We start from the raw sequence: 19,700 nt of genomic DNA, 5'->3' as shown, positions 1-19,700 counted from the left end.
AAAAACCCGCCTTATTAAAGCGGGTTTTTTTATGGAAAAATATCAACCAAAAATTTAAAAATTTAAAAACTTGAACCTAGAGAGACCTTTGCATAAATATGAATAATCATCAAAACGCCATCTTTCATCAAATTACAAACTTTTTAAAAACACCCTTAGCCCTGCTAGGAGTGGATTTAAAAAATTTCCAATTTAATAAAATCTGTCATTTTGCTAATCATCCCTATTTATGCAAAGGTCTCTTAGAGGAATAAGTAAATTATGTATAATAATAATCAATTATAACACCCAAAGGACAATCTCATGCCAGGACAAACAAAATACTTCATCAGCAACACCAACGGCTTCTTCGTCAACTGGTATTCCGATATCACCGGACTTGAATCTCACGGACAAGCATTAAAAGTATCTGGCAATAGTGGAGACGATGCCGTCTATGTAGGACAAGGCACCAAAGTCGATGCAACAGGGCTTACTTCAACAGGTGGCAATGATTCAATTTATTTAACCGGCACTTTTAACAACTACGAACAAACACTAGATGGCAATACCTACACCTTCAAAAGAACGGTTACTATTAACGATACTGAATACCAAGAAGAAGTCTCCTTCACAGCCTCTAATGGCGACAGGGTTTATTTTGCAAATGGTTTTTTTAAGATTGATATAGCAGGCAATGATGGGCTATCAAATGCAGGCGTTTTTCAGAAAATTAAATCCACTGATATTAACTCCAGTTCAAGCACACCCACCGACCCTTTAACCAGTCAACCCGCCATTGACAAAGGTGGTGCTACTAAAGTATTTATTTCTGATAACAACGGTGAGCACATTACCCCTGGTGTCAAAGGCTCAGTATTTAAGATATCTGGCAATAGTGGCAATGACACGGTTTATGTTGCCAAAGGCACAAAAGTCGATGCAACAGGACTCACCTCAACAGGTGGTAACGATGTTGTTTATTTAACCGGCACTTTTAACAACTACGAACAAACACTAGATGGCATTACCTACACCTTCAAAAGAACTGTTAATATTAACAGTACTGATTACCAAGAAGAAGTCTCCTTCACAGCCTCTAATGGCGATAGGGTTTATTTTGCAGATGGTTTTGTTAAGATTGATATAACAGGCGATGATGGGCTATCAGAAGCAGGTGTTTTTAAGAGAATTATATCCACTGATATTGACGGTAGTGAGTCAACTCCAGGTTTGGGGATTGGTTTAAGTATTACTGATGATTTAGCAGAAACAAGCATCATTAACAAGGCAAAGGTAGGCACAGATATTACCTATACTTTTACTTTTAAAGATGATGTTACTGGTTTTGATAAAACTGATATTGAAGTGACAGGTGGAACAAAAGGTGCTTTCAGTGGCAGTGGTAGTGTTTATTCGTTAGTAGTCAGAGTGACAGATAACTCAACAACTGACTTATTTGTTCGTGTGGTAAAAGATGCGGCAATTGGAGGAAGTATTGGCACAGAATACGCTAGTAATAGTCATAAAGTTGATACCGTTGTACCCAGCAAACCCATAAGTTTAGATTTAGCCACAGAGGACGATTCAGGCACAAGTAATAGTGACAACCTAACTAATAAAACCTCAAACCTCACCATCACAGGCAGTGCAGAAGTCGGTGCTACTATAAGGTTATACAATGGTACCAACACAACAGCCATAGGCTCTGAAATAGTAAAGGCTAATGGCACATTCTCTATTGATATCAGTTTAACCCAAAGCACAACTCCACACAGCATTACCGCAAGAGCAACAGATGCTGCGGGTAATGAAAGTTTGGTTTCTGATGCTTTGGCGATTACTGTGGATACTACTACTGCTACTCTCACCGCACAAGCAATGAGCGTTATCTTGGGTGAAGACTCTAACCTAGTAATTGACTTTAGTGAAAACATCAAAGCCGGCACAGGCAATATTGTCATTCATAAAGCCAGCGACAATACCATTGTAGAAACCATTGCTATTGACAATAGTAAAATTAGCATTGCTAACGATAAACTTACTATTAATCCTACTGCTGATTTAACTGAAGGCACTTATTACATCAAAATGGCATCTGGCGTAATCACCGATATGGCAGGCAATGTCTTTGCAGGTATCACTAATTTAGGTGCTGACACCACTTGGGCATTTGCAACCAAAGCACTTTCTACCACAATCGCTTGGATAGGTGCCGATGATAACTACATTAATTATAGTGAAAAAGACGCAACCGCACTCTCAGGCACAGTAGTGGGAGCAGGTACCTTATCTATTACTAAGATTGAGTTTTTTGAAGGTAGTAATACAGTAGGCACAGCAATAACTTCAGGATTACCAGCTGTTGCAGCTGACGGCACTTGGGCACTCGCACATTCTGCTATGCCATCTGAATTAGCCGATGGAAAAACCTACACGGCTGTAGTAACGCTTAGTGATGGCACCAATTCAACAACTATCACTAGCACAGCAGTAACTTATGACACCATTAACCCAACCCCAATCACGACCAATCCATGGACTTTAAGCGATACTCCAGCGGGACAATCTGCTTTTAAGACAGGCGATGTTATCAGCCTAACACTGACAATGAGCGAGACCTTGAAACTTAACAACACCACAGACTCTAAAGTGGTCATTGCAGGCAAAGACTTTGTTTTGGATAAAACTGCCTCTACAACTGCAGGTGATAAGAAACTGGTGTTTAAATATAGTGTTCAAGCTGGAGATAGCATTGCCGCTACAGACTTTGATATTGACAATCCAACAAGCGATATTACGCTAAATAATATAACAGATGTCGCAGGTAATGCACCAGTATTTACCGCTGATAGAGTAGTGTTGGCTAAGACTAAGCTTGAGTATATTAAAAAAACAGGTTCGGGCAATAATCCTTTTGAGGGTATTTATGTGGGGGATTTATCTGCACCAACCCTGGCCGATATTGACGGCGATGGCGACCTGGATTTGGTGGTGGGTGAGGCTTATGGCACCCTTAAATACTATCAAAATACAGGTACTACTTCTAGCCCTGCTTATGAAGCAAAAACTGGAGGCAATAATCCTTTTAATGGCATTGATGTGGGAAATTATTCCTCACCAACCCTAGCCGATATTGACGGCGATGGCGACCTAGATTTGGTGGTGGGTAAGAATGATGGCACCCTTAAATACTATCAAAACACAGGCACTACTTCTAACCCTGCTTATGAAGCAAAAACTGGAGATGACAATCCTTTTAATGTCATTGATGCGGGATATTCTTCCTCACCAATCCTAGTCGATATTGACGGCGATGGCGACCTAGATTTGGTGGTGGGTGAGCGTGATGGCACCCTTAAATACTATCAAAATACAGGTACTACTTCTAACCCTGCTTATGAAGTAAAAACTGGAGACAGCAATCCTTTTGATGGCATTGATGTGGGAAATTATTCCTCACCAACCCTAGCCGATATTGACGGCGATGGCGACCTAGATTTGGTGGTGGGTGAGACTGATGGCACCCTTAAATACTATCAAAATACAGGTACTACTTCTAACCCTGCTTATGAAGTAAAAACTGGAGACAGCAATCCTTTTGATGGCATTGATGTGGGAAATTATTCCTCACCAACCCTAGCCGATATTGACGGCGATGGCGACCTAGATTTGGTGGTGGGTGAGAATGATGGCACCCTTAAATACTACTACAATCAACAACCTGCTTCTGTAGATGGACAAGCCCCAACTCTAACAACACAAGCTTCGGCCGAATTGGGTGAAACCTCAGACCTGATACTTGATTTTAATGAAGACATTCAAGCAGGTAGTACAGGTAGTATTGTTATTAAAGGTAGTGATGATGGAGTAATAGCAACCATTAATATTACTGAGACAACTAAATTCAGCATTGCTGGCGATAAACTCACCATTGATGTGTCAGCATTAGGTTTAACTGATAATAAATTAACCCAAGGCAGTTACTATATCACCATGGATGCAGGCACAGTAACTGACATAGCGGGTAACGATGCTGCTGCCATTACTAAAGATACTAACCAATGGGCATTTGAAATCATCGTCCTTACTACCGACATTGTTTGGGCAGGTGCCGATGATAATTACATTAATAATAACGAGAAAGATGCAACCACACTCTCAGGCAAAGCAACTGGAATAGGCACTTTAACGATTACCAAAATTGAGTTTTTTGAAGGTAGTAATACAGTAGGCACAGCAATAACTTCAGGATTACCAGCTGTTGCAGCTGACGGCACTTGGGCACTCGCACATTCTGCTATGCCATCTGAATTAGCCGATGGAAAAACCTACACGGCTGTAGTAACGCTTAGTGATGGCACCAATTCAGCAATTAGCACTAGCACAGCAGTAACTTATGACATCATTAACCCAACTCCAATCACGACCAATCCATGGACTTTAAGCGATATTCCAGCAGGACAATCTGCTTTTAAGACAGGCGATGTTATCAGCCTAACACTGACAATGAGCGAGACCTTGAAACTTAATAACACCACAGGCTCTAAAGTAGTCATTGCAGGCAAAGACTTTGTTTTGGATAGAACCGCCTCTATAACTGCAGGTGATAAGAAACTGGTGTTTAAATATAGCGTTCAAGCCGGAGATAGCATTGCCGCTACAGACTTTGATATTGACAACCCAACAAGCGATATTACGCTAAATAATATAACAGATGTCGCAGGTAATGCACCAGTATTTACCGCTGATAGAGTAGTGTTGGCTAAGCTTGAGTATATTGAAAAAACAGGTTTGGGCAATAATCCTTTTGAGGGTATTGATGTGGGGAAAGCTTCTGCGCCAACCCTGGCTGATATTGACGGCGATGGCGACCTAGATTTGGTGGTTGGTGAGTTTTATGGCACCCTTAAATACTATCAAAATACAGGCACTACTTCTAACCCTGCTTATGAAGCAAAAACTGGAGATGACAATCCTTTTAATGACATTGATGTGACAGGTTATTCCACGCCAAACTTGGCTGATATTGACGGCGATGGCGACCTAGATTTGGTGGTGGGTGAGAATTATGGCACCCTTAAATACTATCAAAATACAGGCTCTACTTCTAACCCTGCTTATGAAGCAAAAACTGGAGATAGCAATCCTTTTAATGGCATTAATGCGGGGTATTTCCCCAAACCAACCCTAGCTGATATTGATGGCGATGGTGATCTAGATTTGGTAGTGGGTGGGAATGATGGCACCCTTAAATACTATCAAAATACAGGCACTACTTCTAACCCTGCTTATGAAGCAAAAACTGGAGATGACAATCCTTTTAATGGCATTAATGTGGGATATTCTTCCAAACCAACCCTAGCCGATATTGATGGTGATGGCGACCTAGATTTGGTGGTGGGTAAGGATTATGGCACCCTTAAATACTATCAAAATACAGGCACTACTTCTAACCCTGCTTATGAAGCAAAAACTGGAGGTAGCAATCCTTTTAATGGCATTGATGTGGGAGGTTATTCCACGCCAAACTTGGCTGATATTGATGGTGATGGCGACCTAGATTTGGTGGTGGGTGAGGAGAATGGCACCCTTAAATACTACTACAATCAACAACCTGTAGATGGACAAGCTCAACAACCTCTGTCTGTAGATGAACAAGTTCCAACCTTTACAGAAAAAACCAGCGATACCAATGTCTTAGGCGAGCCTTCAAATCTAGTAATTGAGTTTTCTGAAAACATCAAAACAAATGGTGGCATTGTTGAAATCTGGAATAGCGCAGAAAAAGTTGCAACTATTAGCATTACTAATGCTAATATTAGCGACACAACACTCACTCTTAACCCAAGTAGTTTAACTTCGGGCGTTTATTACATCAAAATGGCATCAGGCGTTATAACTGACACCTCGGGTAATGACTTTGCAGGTATTGATAATACCTCAGGTAAAACTTGGGCATTTGCATATAATTTTTATATCGGCACCGATAACGCCGATACTATAACGGGTAGTGCAGGTGACGATACTATAAATGGCGGTGCAGGCAACGATACTATAAATGGCGGTTCAGGCAGTGATATTTTTGTTTATGCAAATACAGATAATGGCGAAGACACCATAACTGGCTTCATATTTGGTGCTGGTGGCGATAAATTAGATTTAAAAGATTTTATTACTGCTAGTGGCAACCAAGCGACACTTTTTGCTAATATTGATAAATATATTACAGTGTCAGATACTGGCACTGCAGGTAGTGCCAAACTAACGATTGATGCTGATGGCACGGTTACAGATGATGTTGCTGATTTGGTTATCAATCTACAAGGGGTTTCTGGTATTGGTGGCTCCCCTACTCCCGACACAGTTGCATTAGGGCACTTTATAACTGATAATCTTATTCTTGTATAAAGTAAGACACCCATAAAAACAAAAACCCGCCTTATTAAAGCGGGTTTTTTTATGGAAAAATATCAACCAAAAATTTAAAAACTTGAACTTAGAGGAATAAGTAAATTATGTGAGACCTTTGCATAAATAGGGATGATTAGCAAAATGACAGATTTTATTAAATTGGAAATTTTTTAAATCCACTCCTAGCAGGGCTAAGGGTGTTTTTAAAAAGTTTGTAATTTGATGAAAGATGGCGTTTTGATGATTATTCATATTTATGCAAAGGTCTCTATGTATAATAATAATCAGTTATAACACCCAAAGGACAATCTCATGCCAGGACAAACAAAATACTTCATCAGCAACACCAACGGCTTCTTCGTCAACTGGTATTCCGATATCACCGGACTTGAATCTCACGGACAAGCATTAAAAGCATCTGGCAATGGTGGAGACGATGCCGTCTATGTAGGGCAAGGCACCAAAGTCGATGCAACAGGACTTACCTCAACAGGTGGTAGTGATTCAATTTATTTAACCGGCACTTTTAACAACTACGAACAAACACTAGATGGCAATACCTACACCTTCAAAAGAACTGTTAATATTAACGGTACTGAATACCAAGAAGAAGTCTCCTTCATAGCCTCTAATGGCGACAAGGTTTATTTTGCAAATGGTTTTGTTAAGATTGATATAACCGGCAATGACGGGCTATTAAATTTAAATACAGGCGCTTTTAAGAGAATTGAATCCACTGATATTGACAACAGCGAGTCAACTCCAGGTTTGGGGATTGGTTTAAGTATTACTGATGACAAGTCCGACACCGCTAAAGTTGGTGAAGTTATTACCTATACCTTTACTTTTGATGAAGCAGTTACAGATTTTGATATAAATGATATTACAGTTACAGGCGGTACAAAAGGTACTTTTGCCTCTGTTAATGGTAGTGAAAGTGTCTATACTTTAGAACTAACCCCTCCTGCAAACAGCAAAGGCATAATAAGCCTTACAGTAGCCGTTGATGCTGCTACTTCTAAAGTTAACACAGCACTAAAATCAGTTGCTGCCAGCAATAATCAAAGTTTTGATACTCAAGCCCCAACTTTGATTATCAGCGATGACAAGGCTGATGCTTTAACCCTTAAAACTGGCGATACAATCACCTATACCTTTACCTTTAGTGAAGCAGTAACAGGTTTTGATAAAAGCGTTATCAACATCAGCAATGGTGCTATTAAGACAGGTACTGATTTAATTGCCAGCACAACACCTGCTGATGCAGGTAAAGTCTATACCTTGACCGTTGTACCTAGCAGTGACCTAGATGTAGGTTCTAACTTAACAGTGTCAGTGTCTGCTAATCCTGCAATTACAGACAGTGCGGGCAATGCTTACAGCACAACAGCAGCAAATAACGAGCAAGCAATTGACACCAAAGCCCCAGTAGCAGCACTCAGTGGCAATATGGCACCTAATGCAAACTTAACGATGACCTTTTTAGAGGCAGTTACAATAAACACAGCAGGCAGTATTGTCATTTATGATAAAGCCAACTCTGACACTCTTATTACGATTGATATAGCTAACCAAGTTAGTCTTGATAGCACCAAAAAAATTATCACTATTAATCCAGGTAGTGATTTAACAGTCAACAAGAATTACTATGTCAAAATTGATGCAGGCACTTTTAAAGATACTGCAGGTAATGATTACGAGGGTATTGACAGCGATAGTGGTTGGGGCTTTCTGGTTTCTTCATTCACCACCACAGCACAATGGGTAGATGCAAGTGGCAACTCTGTTAGCGACAATGGTATCAATGCCAGTGAATTTAGCACACTTGCCATTCAAGGCACATTAACAAATTCTGGCGGTGCAACAGGCGTTGTTATCAGTGCTATTACATTTAAAGCAGCCAGTGGAACAGCCAATGACAAAGTTGTAGATACCAGTAACCTACCCACTTTTGCATCTGCCGATGGTACCGAATGGACATTAGCCAATAGTAAAATACCGACTTTAGTCAGTGGTGAGACCTATACGATTGAGATAAATTTATCTTCAACAGGCGGCGGCACAAGCACAGGTGGCAATACCACCCCTGTTTTAATTGACACTGCTGCCCCAATCATAACAAGCTGGGCAGTCAATTCACCAACAGATGGACAATCAGGCTTTAAAGTAGGTGATGTTATTGAGCTAACCATGACAACTAATGAAGCACTCTCGTTAAGCAATGCTACCAGTAGCAAAGTGACCATTGGTAATAAGGAATTTACACTAGATACCGGCAAAGGTGCCGCCAAAGCAGGGGCATCAGTAGATGAGTTAAAACAATTATTCTTTACCTACACTGTCAAAGTCGATGATAGTATCAATAAAGCAGATTTTGAGATTACCAATGAAAGTGCAATTACCTTGACAGGGGTAACCGATGTAGTAGGTAATATAGTTACCACCACAGGTACTTATCCTGTTGAATTAGACCGTAATGTTGATGGTGTTGTACCAACTATTGGAGACATTACACTAAACTGGGGAGATATTTTAAACGCTATTGAAGACAACAGAAATGGCACTGTAACAGTTGCCACAACTGGTGTAGAAAACAATCAAGAAGTCTCACTAGTTATTAACCAAAAAACTTATACAGGCACTGTTACCAGCAATAGTGCAACCATTACTGTTACAGCTACAGATTTACAAGCATTAACCCATGGACAAACTTACAGCTATAAAGTCAATATAAAAGATACTGCTAGTAACCCAGCGATAGAGAAAATAGGTGATTTTAAAGTTGATACGGTTGCACCAACCTTGACCATTACCGATAATGAAGACGCTACAACCAAAGCAGGTGAAGAAATCATCTTTACCTTTACCTTTAACGAGGTAGTAACAGAGTTTACCAAAGAGGACATTGTTATTACCAATGGCACTATTAAAGGTGGTGCTGATTTAGTATTGGTTACCACAGGTGTTAATGCCAATAAAGCCTATACCTTAGTTGTTGTGCCTAATACAGATACTCAAGGCAATCTAGAAGTTAGCGTTGCTGCTGATAAATTTGTAGATATTGCTGGTAATAGAAATATGGTTGCAGCAAATGATATTCAGGTTATTGATACCCTTGCGCCAAATGCACTCACTGCAACAGCACTTATTTCAGCTGAATCTAATGATGTGGTAGTGGACAACACTGCCCCAATCCTAACAACACAAGCTTCGGCCGAATTGGGTGAAACCTCAGACCTGATACTTGATTTTAATGAAGACATTCAAGCAGGTAGTACAGGTAGTATTGTTATTAAAGGTAGTGATGATGGAGTAATAGCAACCATTAATATTACTGAGACAACTAAATTCAGCATTGCTGGCGATAAACTCACCATTGATGTGTCAGCATTAGGTTTAACTGATAATAAATTAACCCAAGGCAGTTACTATATCACCATGGATGCAGGCACAGTAACTGACATAGCGGGTAACGATGCTGCTGCCATTACTAAAGATACTAACCAATGGGTATTTGCAACCAAAGCACTTTCTACCACAATCGCTTGGATAGGTGCCGATAATAACTACATTAATGATAGTGAAAAAGACGCAACCGCACTCTCAGGCACAGTAGCGGGAGCAGGTACCTTATCTATTACTAAGATTGAGTTTTTTGAAGGTAGTAATACAGTAGGCACAGCAATAACTTCAGGATTACCAGCTGTTGCAGCTGACGGCACTTGGGCACTCGCACATTCTGCTATGCCATCTGAATTAGCCGGTGGAAAAACCTACACGGCTGTAGTAACGCTTAGTGATGGCACCAATTCAACAATTATCACTAGCACAGCAGTAACTTATGACACCATTAACCCAACTCCAATCACGACCAATCCATGGACTCTAAGCAATATTCCAGCAGGGCAATCTGCTTTTAAGGCAGGCGATATTATCAGCCTAACACTGACAATGAGTGAGACCTTGAAACTTAATAACACCACAGACTCTAAAGTGGTCATTGCAGGCAAAGACTTTGTTTTGGATAAAACTGCCTCTACAACTGCAGGTGATAAGAAACTGGTGTTTAAATATAGTGTTCAAGCTGGAGATAGCATTGCCGCTACAGACTTTGATATTGACAATCCAACAAGAGATATTACGCTAAATAATATAACAGATGTCGCAGGTAATGCACCAGTATTTACCGCTGATAGAGTGGTGTTGGCTAAGACTAAGCTTGAGTATATTGAAAAAATAGGTTCGGGCAATAATCCTTTTAATGGCATTGATGTGGGAGGTTATTCCACGCCAATCTTGGCTGATATTGACGGCGATGGCGACCTAGATTTGGTGGTGGGTAAGTATGATGGCACCCTTAAATACTATCAAAATACAGGCACTACTTCTAACCCTGCTTATGAAGTAAAAACTGGAGATAGCAATCTTTTTAATGGCATTGATGTGGGGGATTTTGCTACGCCAACCCTAGCCGATATTGACGGCGATGGCGACCTAGATTTGGTGGTGGGTGAGAATAATGGCACCCTTAAATATTATCAAAATACAGGCACTACTTCTAACCCTGCTTATAAAACAAACACTGGAGGTAGCAATCCTTTTAATGGCATTGATGTAGGACATCGTTCCACGCCAAACTTGGCTGATATTGATGGCGATGGTGATCTAGATTTGGTAGTGGGTGAGCTTTATGGCACCCTTAAATATTATCAAAATACAGGCACTACTTCTAACCCTGCTTATAAAACAAAAACTGGAGATGACAATCCTTTTAATGGCATTGATGTGGGGCTTTACTCCACACCAACCTTGGCTGATATTGATGGCGATGGTGATCTAGATTTGGTAGTGGGTGAGGTTTATGGCACCCTTAAATACTATCAAAATACAGGTACTACTTCTAACCCTGCTTATGAAGCAAAAACTGGAGATAGTAATCCTTTTAATGGCATTAATGTGGGGGAATTTTTCGCACCAACCCTAGCCGATATTGACGGCGATGGCAACCTGGATTTGGTGATGGGTAAGGATGATGGCACCCTTAAATATTATTACAATCAACAATCTTTTTTTGTAGATGGACAAGCCCCAACTCCAACGGCTACTAACTCATGGACTCTAAGCAATATTCCAGCAGGACAATCTGCTTTTAAGGCAGGGGATGTTATCAGCCTAACTTTGACAATGAGTGAGACCTTGAAACTTAATAACACCACAGGCTCTAAAGTGGTCATTGCAGGCAAAGACTTTGTTTTGGATAAAACTGCCTCTACAACTGCAGGTGATAAGAAACTGGTGTTTAAATATAGCGTTCAAGCCGGAGATAGCGTTGCCGCTACAGACTTTGATATTGACAATCCAACAAGCGATATTACGCTAAATAATATAACAGATGTCGCAGGTAATGCACCAGTATTTACCGCTGATAGAGTAGTGTTGGCTAAGGTTGAGTATATTGAAAAAACAGGTTCGGGCAATAATCCTTTTGAGGGTATTGATGTGGGAAGTTATTCCACGCCAATCTTGGCTGATATTGACGGCGATGGCGACCTAGATTTGGCGGTGGGTGAGAGTGCTGGCACCCTTAAATACTATCAAAATACAGGCACTACTTCTAACCCTGCTTATGAAGTAAAAACTGGAGATAGTAATCCTTTTAATGGCATTGATGTGGGGTATTATTCCACACCAGCCTTGGCTGATATTGATGGCGATGGTGATCTAGATTTGGTAGTGGGTGAGCTTTATGGCACCCTTAAATACTATCAAAATACAGGCACTACTTCTAATCCTGCTTATGAAGTAAAAACTGGAGATAGCAATCCTTTTAATGGCATTTATGTGAGGAATTTTTCCGCACCAACCCTGGCCGATATTGACGGCGATGGCGACCTAGATTTGGTGGTGGGTGAGCAGAATGGCACCCTTAAATACTATCAAAATACAGGCACTACTTCTAACCCTGCTTATGAAGTAAAAACTGGAAACAGCAATCCTTTTGATGGCATTGATGTGGGGCGTTATTCCGCACCAACCCTAGCCGATATTGACGGCGATGGCGACCTAGATTTGGTGGTGGGTGAGAGTGCTGGCACCCTTAAATACTATCAAAATACAGGCACTACTTCTAACCCTGCTTATGAAGCAAAAATTGGAGACAGCAATCCTTTTAACGGCATTGATGTGGGGAATTATTCCACACCAACCCTGGCCGATATTGACGGCGATGGCGACCTAGATTTGGTGGTGGGTGAGGAGAATGGCAACCTTAAATATTATTACAATCAACAACCTTCTTCTGTAGATGGACAAGCCCCAACTCCAACGGCTACTAACTCATGGACTCTAAGCAATATTCCAGCAGGACAATCTGCTTTTAAGGCAGGGGATGTTATCAGCCTAACACTGACAATGAGCGAGACCTTGAAACTTAATAACACCACAGGCTCTAAAGTGGTCATTGCAGGCAAAGACTTTGTTTTGGATAAAACCGCCTCTACAACTGCAGGTGATAAGAAACTGGTGTTTAAATATAGCGTTCAAGCTGGAGATAGCATTGCCGCTACAGACTTTGATATTGACAACCCAACAAGCGATATTACGCTAAATAATATAACAGATGTCGCAGGTAATGCACCAGTATTTACCGCTGATAGAGTGGTGTTGGCTAAGGTTGAGTATATTGAAAAAATAGGTTTGGGCAATAATCCTTTTAATGGCATTGATGTGAGAGATTATTCCAGACCAACCCTAGCCGATATTGACGGCGATGGCGACCTAGATTTGGTGGTGGGTGAGAATTATGGCACCCTTAAATACTATCAAAATACAGGCACTACTTCTAACCCTGCTTATGAAGCAAAAACTGGAGGCAATAATCCTTTTAATGGCATTGATGTGGGAGGTTATTCCTCACCAACCCTAGCCGATATTGACGGCGATGGCGACCTAGATTTGGTGGTGGGTGGGTATAATGGCACCCTTAAATACTATCAAAATACAGGCACTACTTCTAACCCTGCTTATGAAGCAAAAACTGGAGGCAATAATCCTTTTAATGGCATTGATGTGGGGCATTATTCCGCACCAACCCTAGCCGATATTGACGGCGATGGCGACCTAGATTTGGTGGTGGGTGTGGCTTATGGCATCCTTAAATACTATCAAAACACAGGTACTACTTCTAACCCTGCTTATGAAGCAAAAACTGGAGATAGTAATCCTTTTAATGGCATTGATGTGGGGTATCATTCCAAACCAACCCTAGCCGATATTGACGGCGATGGCGACCTAGATTTGGTGGTGGGTGGAGGTAATGGCACCCTTAAATACTATCAAAATACAGGCACTACTTCTAACCCTGCTTATGAAGCAAAAATTGGAGATGACAATCCTTTTAATGGCATTGATGTGGGGTATTCTTCCTCACCAACCCTAGCCGATATTGACGGCGATGGCGACCTAGATTTGGTGGTGGGTGAGGTTGGTGGCACCCTTAAATACTACTACAATCAACAACCTGCTTCTGTAGATGGACAAGCCCCAACTCCAACGGCTACTAACTCATGGACTCTAAGCAATATTCCAGCAGGACAATCTGCTTTTAAGGCAGGGGATGTTATCAGCCTAACTTTGACAATGAGTGAGACCTTGAAACTTAATAACACCACAGGCTCTAAAGTGGTCATTGCAGGTAAAGACTTTGTTTTGGATAAAACTGCCTCTACAACTGCAGGTGATAAGAAACTGGTGTTTAAATATAGCGTTCAAGTTGGAGATAGCATTGCCGCTACAGACTTTGATATTGACAACCCAACAAGCGATATTACGCTAAATAATATAACAGATGTCGCAGGTAATGCACCAGTATTTACCGCTGATAGAGTAGTGTTGGCTAAGTTTGAGTATATTGAAAAAATAGGTTCGGGCAATAATCCTTTTGAGGGTATTGATGTGGGGTATTATTCCACACCAACCTTGGCTGACATTGACGGTGATGGCGACCTGGATTTGGTGGTGGGTGAGATTTATGGCACCCTTAAATACTATCAAAATACAGGAACTACTTCTAACCCTGCTTATGAAGCAAAAACTGGAGATAGCAATCCTTTTAATAGCATTGATGCGGGAAGTGCTTCCTTACCAACCCTAGCCGATATTGACGGTGATGGCGACCTAGATTTGGTGGTGGGTGAGCTTTATGGCACCCTTAAATACTATCAAAATACAGGCACTACTTCTAACCCTGCTTATGAAGTAAAAACTGGAAACAGCAATCCTTTTGATGGCATTGATGTGGGGATTTATTCCGGACCAACCCTAGCCGATATTGACGGTGATGGCGACCTAGATTTGGTGGTGGGTGAGAGTGCTGGCACCCTTAAATACTATCAAAATACAGGCACTACTTCTAACCCTACTTATGAAGTAAAAACTGGAGATAGTAATCCTTTTAATGGCATTGATGTGGGGAATATTTCCGCACCAACCCTAGCCGATATTGACGGCGATGGCGACCTAGATTTGGTGGTGGGTGAGAGTAATGGCACACTTAAATACTATCAAAACACAGGCATTACTTCTAACCCTGCTTATGAAGCAAAAACTGGAGACAGCAATCCTTTTAATGGCATTGATGTGGGGCATTCTTCCTCACCAACCCTAGCCGATATTGACGGCGATGGCGACCTAGATTTGGTGGTGGGTGAGGAGAATGGCAACCTTAAATATTACTACAATCAACAACCTTCTTCTGTAGATGGACAAGCCCCAACTCCAACGGCTACTAACTCATGGACTCTAAGCGATATTCCAGCAGGACAATCTGCTTTTAAGGCAGGCGATGTTATCAGCCTAACACTGACAATGAGTGAGACCTTGAAACTTAATAACACCACAGGCTCTAAAGTGGTCATTGCAGGCAAAGACTTTGTTTTGGATAAAACCGCCTCTATAACTGCAGGTGATAAGAAACTGGTGTTTAAATATAGTGTTCAAGCTGGGGATAACATTGCCGCTACAGACTTTGATATTGACAATCCAACAAGCGATATTACGCTAAATAATATAACAGATGTCGCAGGTAATGCACCAGTATTTACCGCTGATAGAGTAGTGTTGGCTAAGGTTGGGTATATTGAAAAAATAGGTTCGGGCAATAATCCTTTTGAGGGTATTGATGTGGGAAGTTATTCCACGCCAATCTTGGCTGATATTGACGGCGATGGCGACCTAGATTTGGTGGTGGGTAAGGATAATGGCACCCTTAAATACTATCAAAATACAGGCTCTACTTCTAGCCCTGCTTATGAAGCAAAAACTGGAGGCAATAATCCTTTTAATGGCATTGATGTGGGGATTTATTCCGCACCAACCCTAGCCGATATTGACAGCGATGGCGACCTGGATTTGGTGGTGGGTGAGTTTTATGGCACCCTTAAATACTATCAAAATACAGGTACTACTTCTAACCCTGCTTATGAAGCAAAAACTGGAGATGACAATCCTTTTAATGGCATTGATGTGGGGTATTATTCCAAACCAACCCTAGCCGATATTGACGGCGATGGCGACCTAGATTTGGTGGTGGGTGAGTTTTATGGCACCCTTAAATACTATCAAAATACAGGTACTACTTCTAACCCTGCTTATGAAGCAAAAACTGGAGATGACAATCCTTTTAATGGCATTGATGTGGGATATTTTTCCTCACCAACCCTAGCCGATATTGACGGCGATGGAGACCTAGATTTGGTGGTGGGTGAGAATAATGGCACCCTTAAATACTATCAAAACACAGGCACTACTTCTAACCCTGCTTATGAAGCAAAAATTGGAGATGACAATCCTTTTAATGGCATTGATGTGGTAAATTTTTCCGCACCAACCCTAGCCGATATTGACGGCGATGGCGACCTAGATTTGGTGGTGGGTGAGGAGAATGGCAACCTTAAATATTACTACAATCAACAACCTGCTTCTGTAGATGGACAAGCCCCAACTCCAACGGCTACTAACTCATGGACTCTAAGCAATATTCCAGCAGGACAATCTGCTTTTAAGGCAGGGGATGTTATCAGCCTAACTTTGACAATGAGTGAGACCTTGAAACTTAATAACACCACAGGCTCTAAAGTGGTCATTGCAGGCAAAGACTTTGTTTTGGATAAAACTGCCTCTACAACTGCAGGTGATAAGAAATTGGTGTTTAAATATAGCGTTCAAGCTGGAGATAACATTGCCGCTACAGACTTTGATATTGACAATCCAACAAGCGATATTACGCTAAATAATATAACAGATGTCGCAGGTAATGCACCAGTATTTACCGCTGATAGAGTAGTGTTGGCTAAGGTTGAGTATATTGAAAAAACAGGTTCGGGCAATAATCCTTTTGAGGGTATTGATGTGGGGTATTTTTCCAAACCAACCCTAGCCGATATTGACGGCGATGGCGACCTGGATTTGGTGGTGGGTAAGGATGATGGCACCCTTAAATACTATCAAAATACAGGCTCTACTTCTAGCCCTGCTTATGAAGCAAAAACTGGAGGCAATAATCCTTTTAATGGCATTGATGTGGGAGGTTATTCCTTACCAACCCTAGCCGATATTGACGGCGATGGCGACCTAGATTTGGTGGTGGGTGAGCTTTATGGCACCCTTAAATACTATCAAAATACAGGCACTACTTCTAGCCCTGCTTATGAAGCAAAAACTGGAGATGACAATCCTTTTAATGGCATTGATGTGGGATATTCTTCCTCACCAACCCTAGCCGATATTGACGGCGATGGCGACCTGGATTTGGTGATGGGTGAGGCTTATGGCACCCTTAAATACTATCAAAATACAGGCACTACTTCTAACCCTGCTTATGAAGCAAAAACTGGAGATGACAATCCTTTTAATGGCATTGATGTGGGGCGTTCTTCCAAACCAACCCTAGCCGATATTGACGGCGATGGCGACCTGGATTTGGTGGTGGGTGAGATGTATGGTACCCTTAAATACTATCAAAATACAGGCACTACTTCTAACCCTGCTTATGAAGTAAAAACTGGAGATAGCAATCCTTTTAATGGCATTGATGTGGGGCGTTATTCCGCACCAGTCCTAGCCGATATTGATGGCGATGGTGATCTAGATTTGGTAGTGGGTGAGGCTTATGGCACCCTTAAATACTACTACAATCAACAACCTTCTTCTGTAGATGGACAAGCCCCAACTCCAACGGCTACTAACTCATGGACTCTAAGCAATATTCCAGCAGGACAATCTGCTTTTAAGACAGGCGATGTTATCAGCCTAACACTGACAATGAGCGAGACCTTGAAACTTAATAACACCACAGGCTCTAAAGTGGTCATTGCAGGCAAAGACTTTGTTTTGGATAAAACCGCCTCTACAACTGCAGGTGATAAGAAACTGGTGTTTAAATATAGCGTTCAAGCTGGAGATAGCATTGCCGCTACAGACTTTGATATTGACAATCCAACAAGCGATATTACGCTAAATAATATAACAGATGTCGCAGGTAATGCACCAGTATTTACCGCTGATAGAGTAGTGTTGACTAAGCTTGAGTATATTGAAAAAACAGGTTCGGGCAATAATCCTTTTAAGGGTATTGATGTGGGGGATTTTTCCAAACCAACCCTAGCCGATATTGACAGCGATGGCGACCTGGATTTGGTGGTGGGTGAGATGTATGGCACCCTTAAATACTATCAAAATACAGGCACCACTTCTAACCCTGCTTATGAAGCAAAAACTGGAGATGACAATCCTTTTAATGGCATTGATGTGGGGCGTTCTTCCAAACCAACCCTAGCCGATATTGACGGCGATGGCGACCTAGATTTGGTGGTGGGTGAGCTTTATGGCACCCTTAAATACTATCAAAATACAGGCACTACTTCTAACCCTGCTTATGAAGTAAAAACTGGAGATAGCAATCCTTTTAATGGCATTGATGTGGGAAATGCTGCCTCACCAACCCTAGCCGATATTGACGGCGATGGCGACCTAGATTTGGTGGTGGGTGAGTATTATGGCACCCTTAAATACTATCAAAATACAGGCACTACTTCTAACCCTGCTTATGAAGTAAAAACTGGAGGTAGTAATCCTTTTAATAGCATTGATGTGGGGGTTTTTTCCGCACCAACCCTAGCCGATATTGACGGCGATGGCGACCTAGATTTGGTGGTGGGTGAGAGTGCTGGCACCCTTAAATACTATCAAAATACAGGCACTACTTCTAACCCTGCTTATGAAGCAAAAACTGGAGATGACAATCCTTTTAATGGCATTGATGTGGGAGGTTATTCCACGCCAAACTTGGCTGATATTGATGGTGATGGCGACCTAGATTTGGTGGTGGGTGAGGAGAATGGCACCCTTAAATACTACTACAATCAACAACCTGTAGATGGACAAGCTCAACAACCTCTGTCTGTAGATGAACAAGTTCCAACCTTTACAGAAAAAACCAGCGATACCAATGTCTTAGGCGAGCCTTCAAATCTAGTAATTGAGTTTTCTGAAAACATCAAAACAAATGGTGGCATTGTTGAAATCTGGAATAGCGCAGAAAAAGTTGCAACTATTAGCATTACTAATGCTAATATTAGCGACACAACACTCACTCTTAACCCAAATAGTTTAACTTCAGGTGTTTATTACATCAAAATGGCATCAGGCGTTATAACTGACACCTCGGGTAATGACTTTGCAGGTATTGATAATACCTCAGGTAAAACTTGGGCATTTGCATATAATTTTTATATCGGCACCGATAACGCCGATACTATAACGGGTAGTGCAGGTGACGATACTATAAATGGTGGTGCAGGCAACGACACTATAAATGGCGGTGCAGGCAGTGATATTTTTGTTTATGCAAGTACAGATAATGGCGAAGACACCATAACTGGCTTCATATTTGGTGCTGGTGGTGATAAATTAGATTTAAAAGATTTTATTACTGCTAGTGGTAACCAAGCGACACTTTTTGCTAATATTGATAAATATATTACAGTGTCAGATACTGGCACTGCAGGTAGTGCCAAACTAACGATTGATGCTGATGGCACGGTTACAGATGATGTTGCTGATTTGGTTATCAATCTACAAGGGGTTTCTGGTATTGGTGGCTCCTCTACTCCCGACACAGTTGCATTAGGGCACTTTATAACTGATAATCTTATTCTTGTATAAGGTAAACTAATAAAAAACTTAAACTTAAAGGAATAAGTAAATATGTATAATTAATAATCAGTTATAACAACACAAAGGACAACCCC

4 protein-coding genes are annotated in these 19,700 nt (G+C 41.3%); 3 read left to right on the top strand and 1 reads right to left on the bottom strand.

The genetic code is table 11. The annotated features are described in order from the left end of the window. The first annotated feature begins 98 nt into the window (after positions 1-98). Entirely contained in the window at positions 99-254 is a 156-nt protein-coding gene (locus AB8525_RS01765; protein WP_369151063.1) for a hypothetical protein, read from the top strand. Positions 255-303: 49 nt separating this feature from the next. Continuing rightward, positions 304-6,390: an FG-GAP-like repeat-containing protein gene (locus AB8525_RS01760; protein ID WP_369178233.1), complete on the top strand. Its 6,087-nt coding sequence runs from the start codon at positions 304-306 to the stop codon at positions 6,388-6,390. 105 nt (positions 6,391-6,495) lie between these two features. On the opposite strand, the gene AB8525_RS01755 is transcribed toward AB8525_RS01760, so the two are convergent. After that, the gene (locus tag AB8525_RS01755) at positions 6,496-6,645 is read right to left on the bottom strand and encodes a hypothetical protein (RefSeq protein ID WP_369150026.1); all 150 of its coding nucleotides are present in this window, start codon (positions 6,643-6,645) and stop codon (positions 6,496-6,498) included. Positions 6,646-6,705: 60 nt separating this feature from the next. Between AB8525_RS01755 and AB8525_RS01750 the strand changes: the two genes are divergently transcribed. Beyond that, entirely contained in the window at positions 6,706-19,614 is a 12,909-nt protein-coding gene (locus AB8525_RS01750; RefSeq protein WP_369178232.1) for an FG-GAP-like repeat-containing protein, read from the top strand. Positions 19,615-19,700 lie beyond the last annotated feature (86 nt).

Source organism: Candidatus Thiodubiliella endoseptemdiera (assembly GCF_964212635.1).
In the GTDB taxonomy this organism is placed as follows: Bacteria; Pseudomonadota; Gammaproteobacteria; order PS1; family Pseudothioglobaceae; genus Thiodubiliella; species Thiodubiliella endoseptemdiera.
The sequence above is the reverse complement of the archived record's forward strand: the minus strand, read 5'-3'. Positions and strand labels throughout refer to the sequence as shown.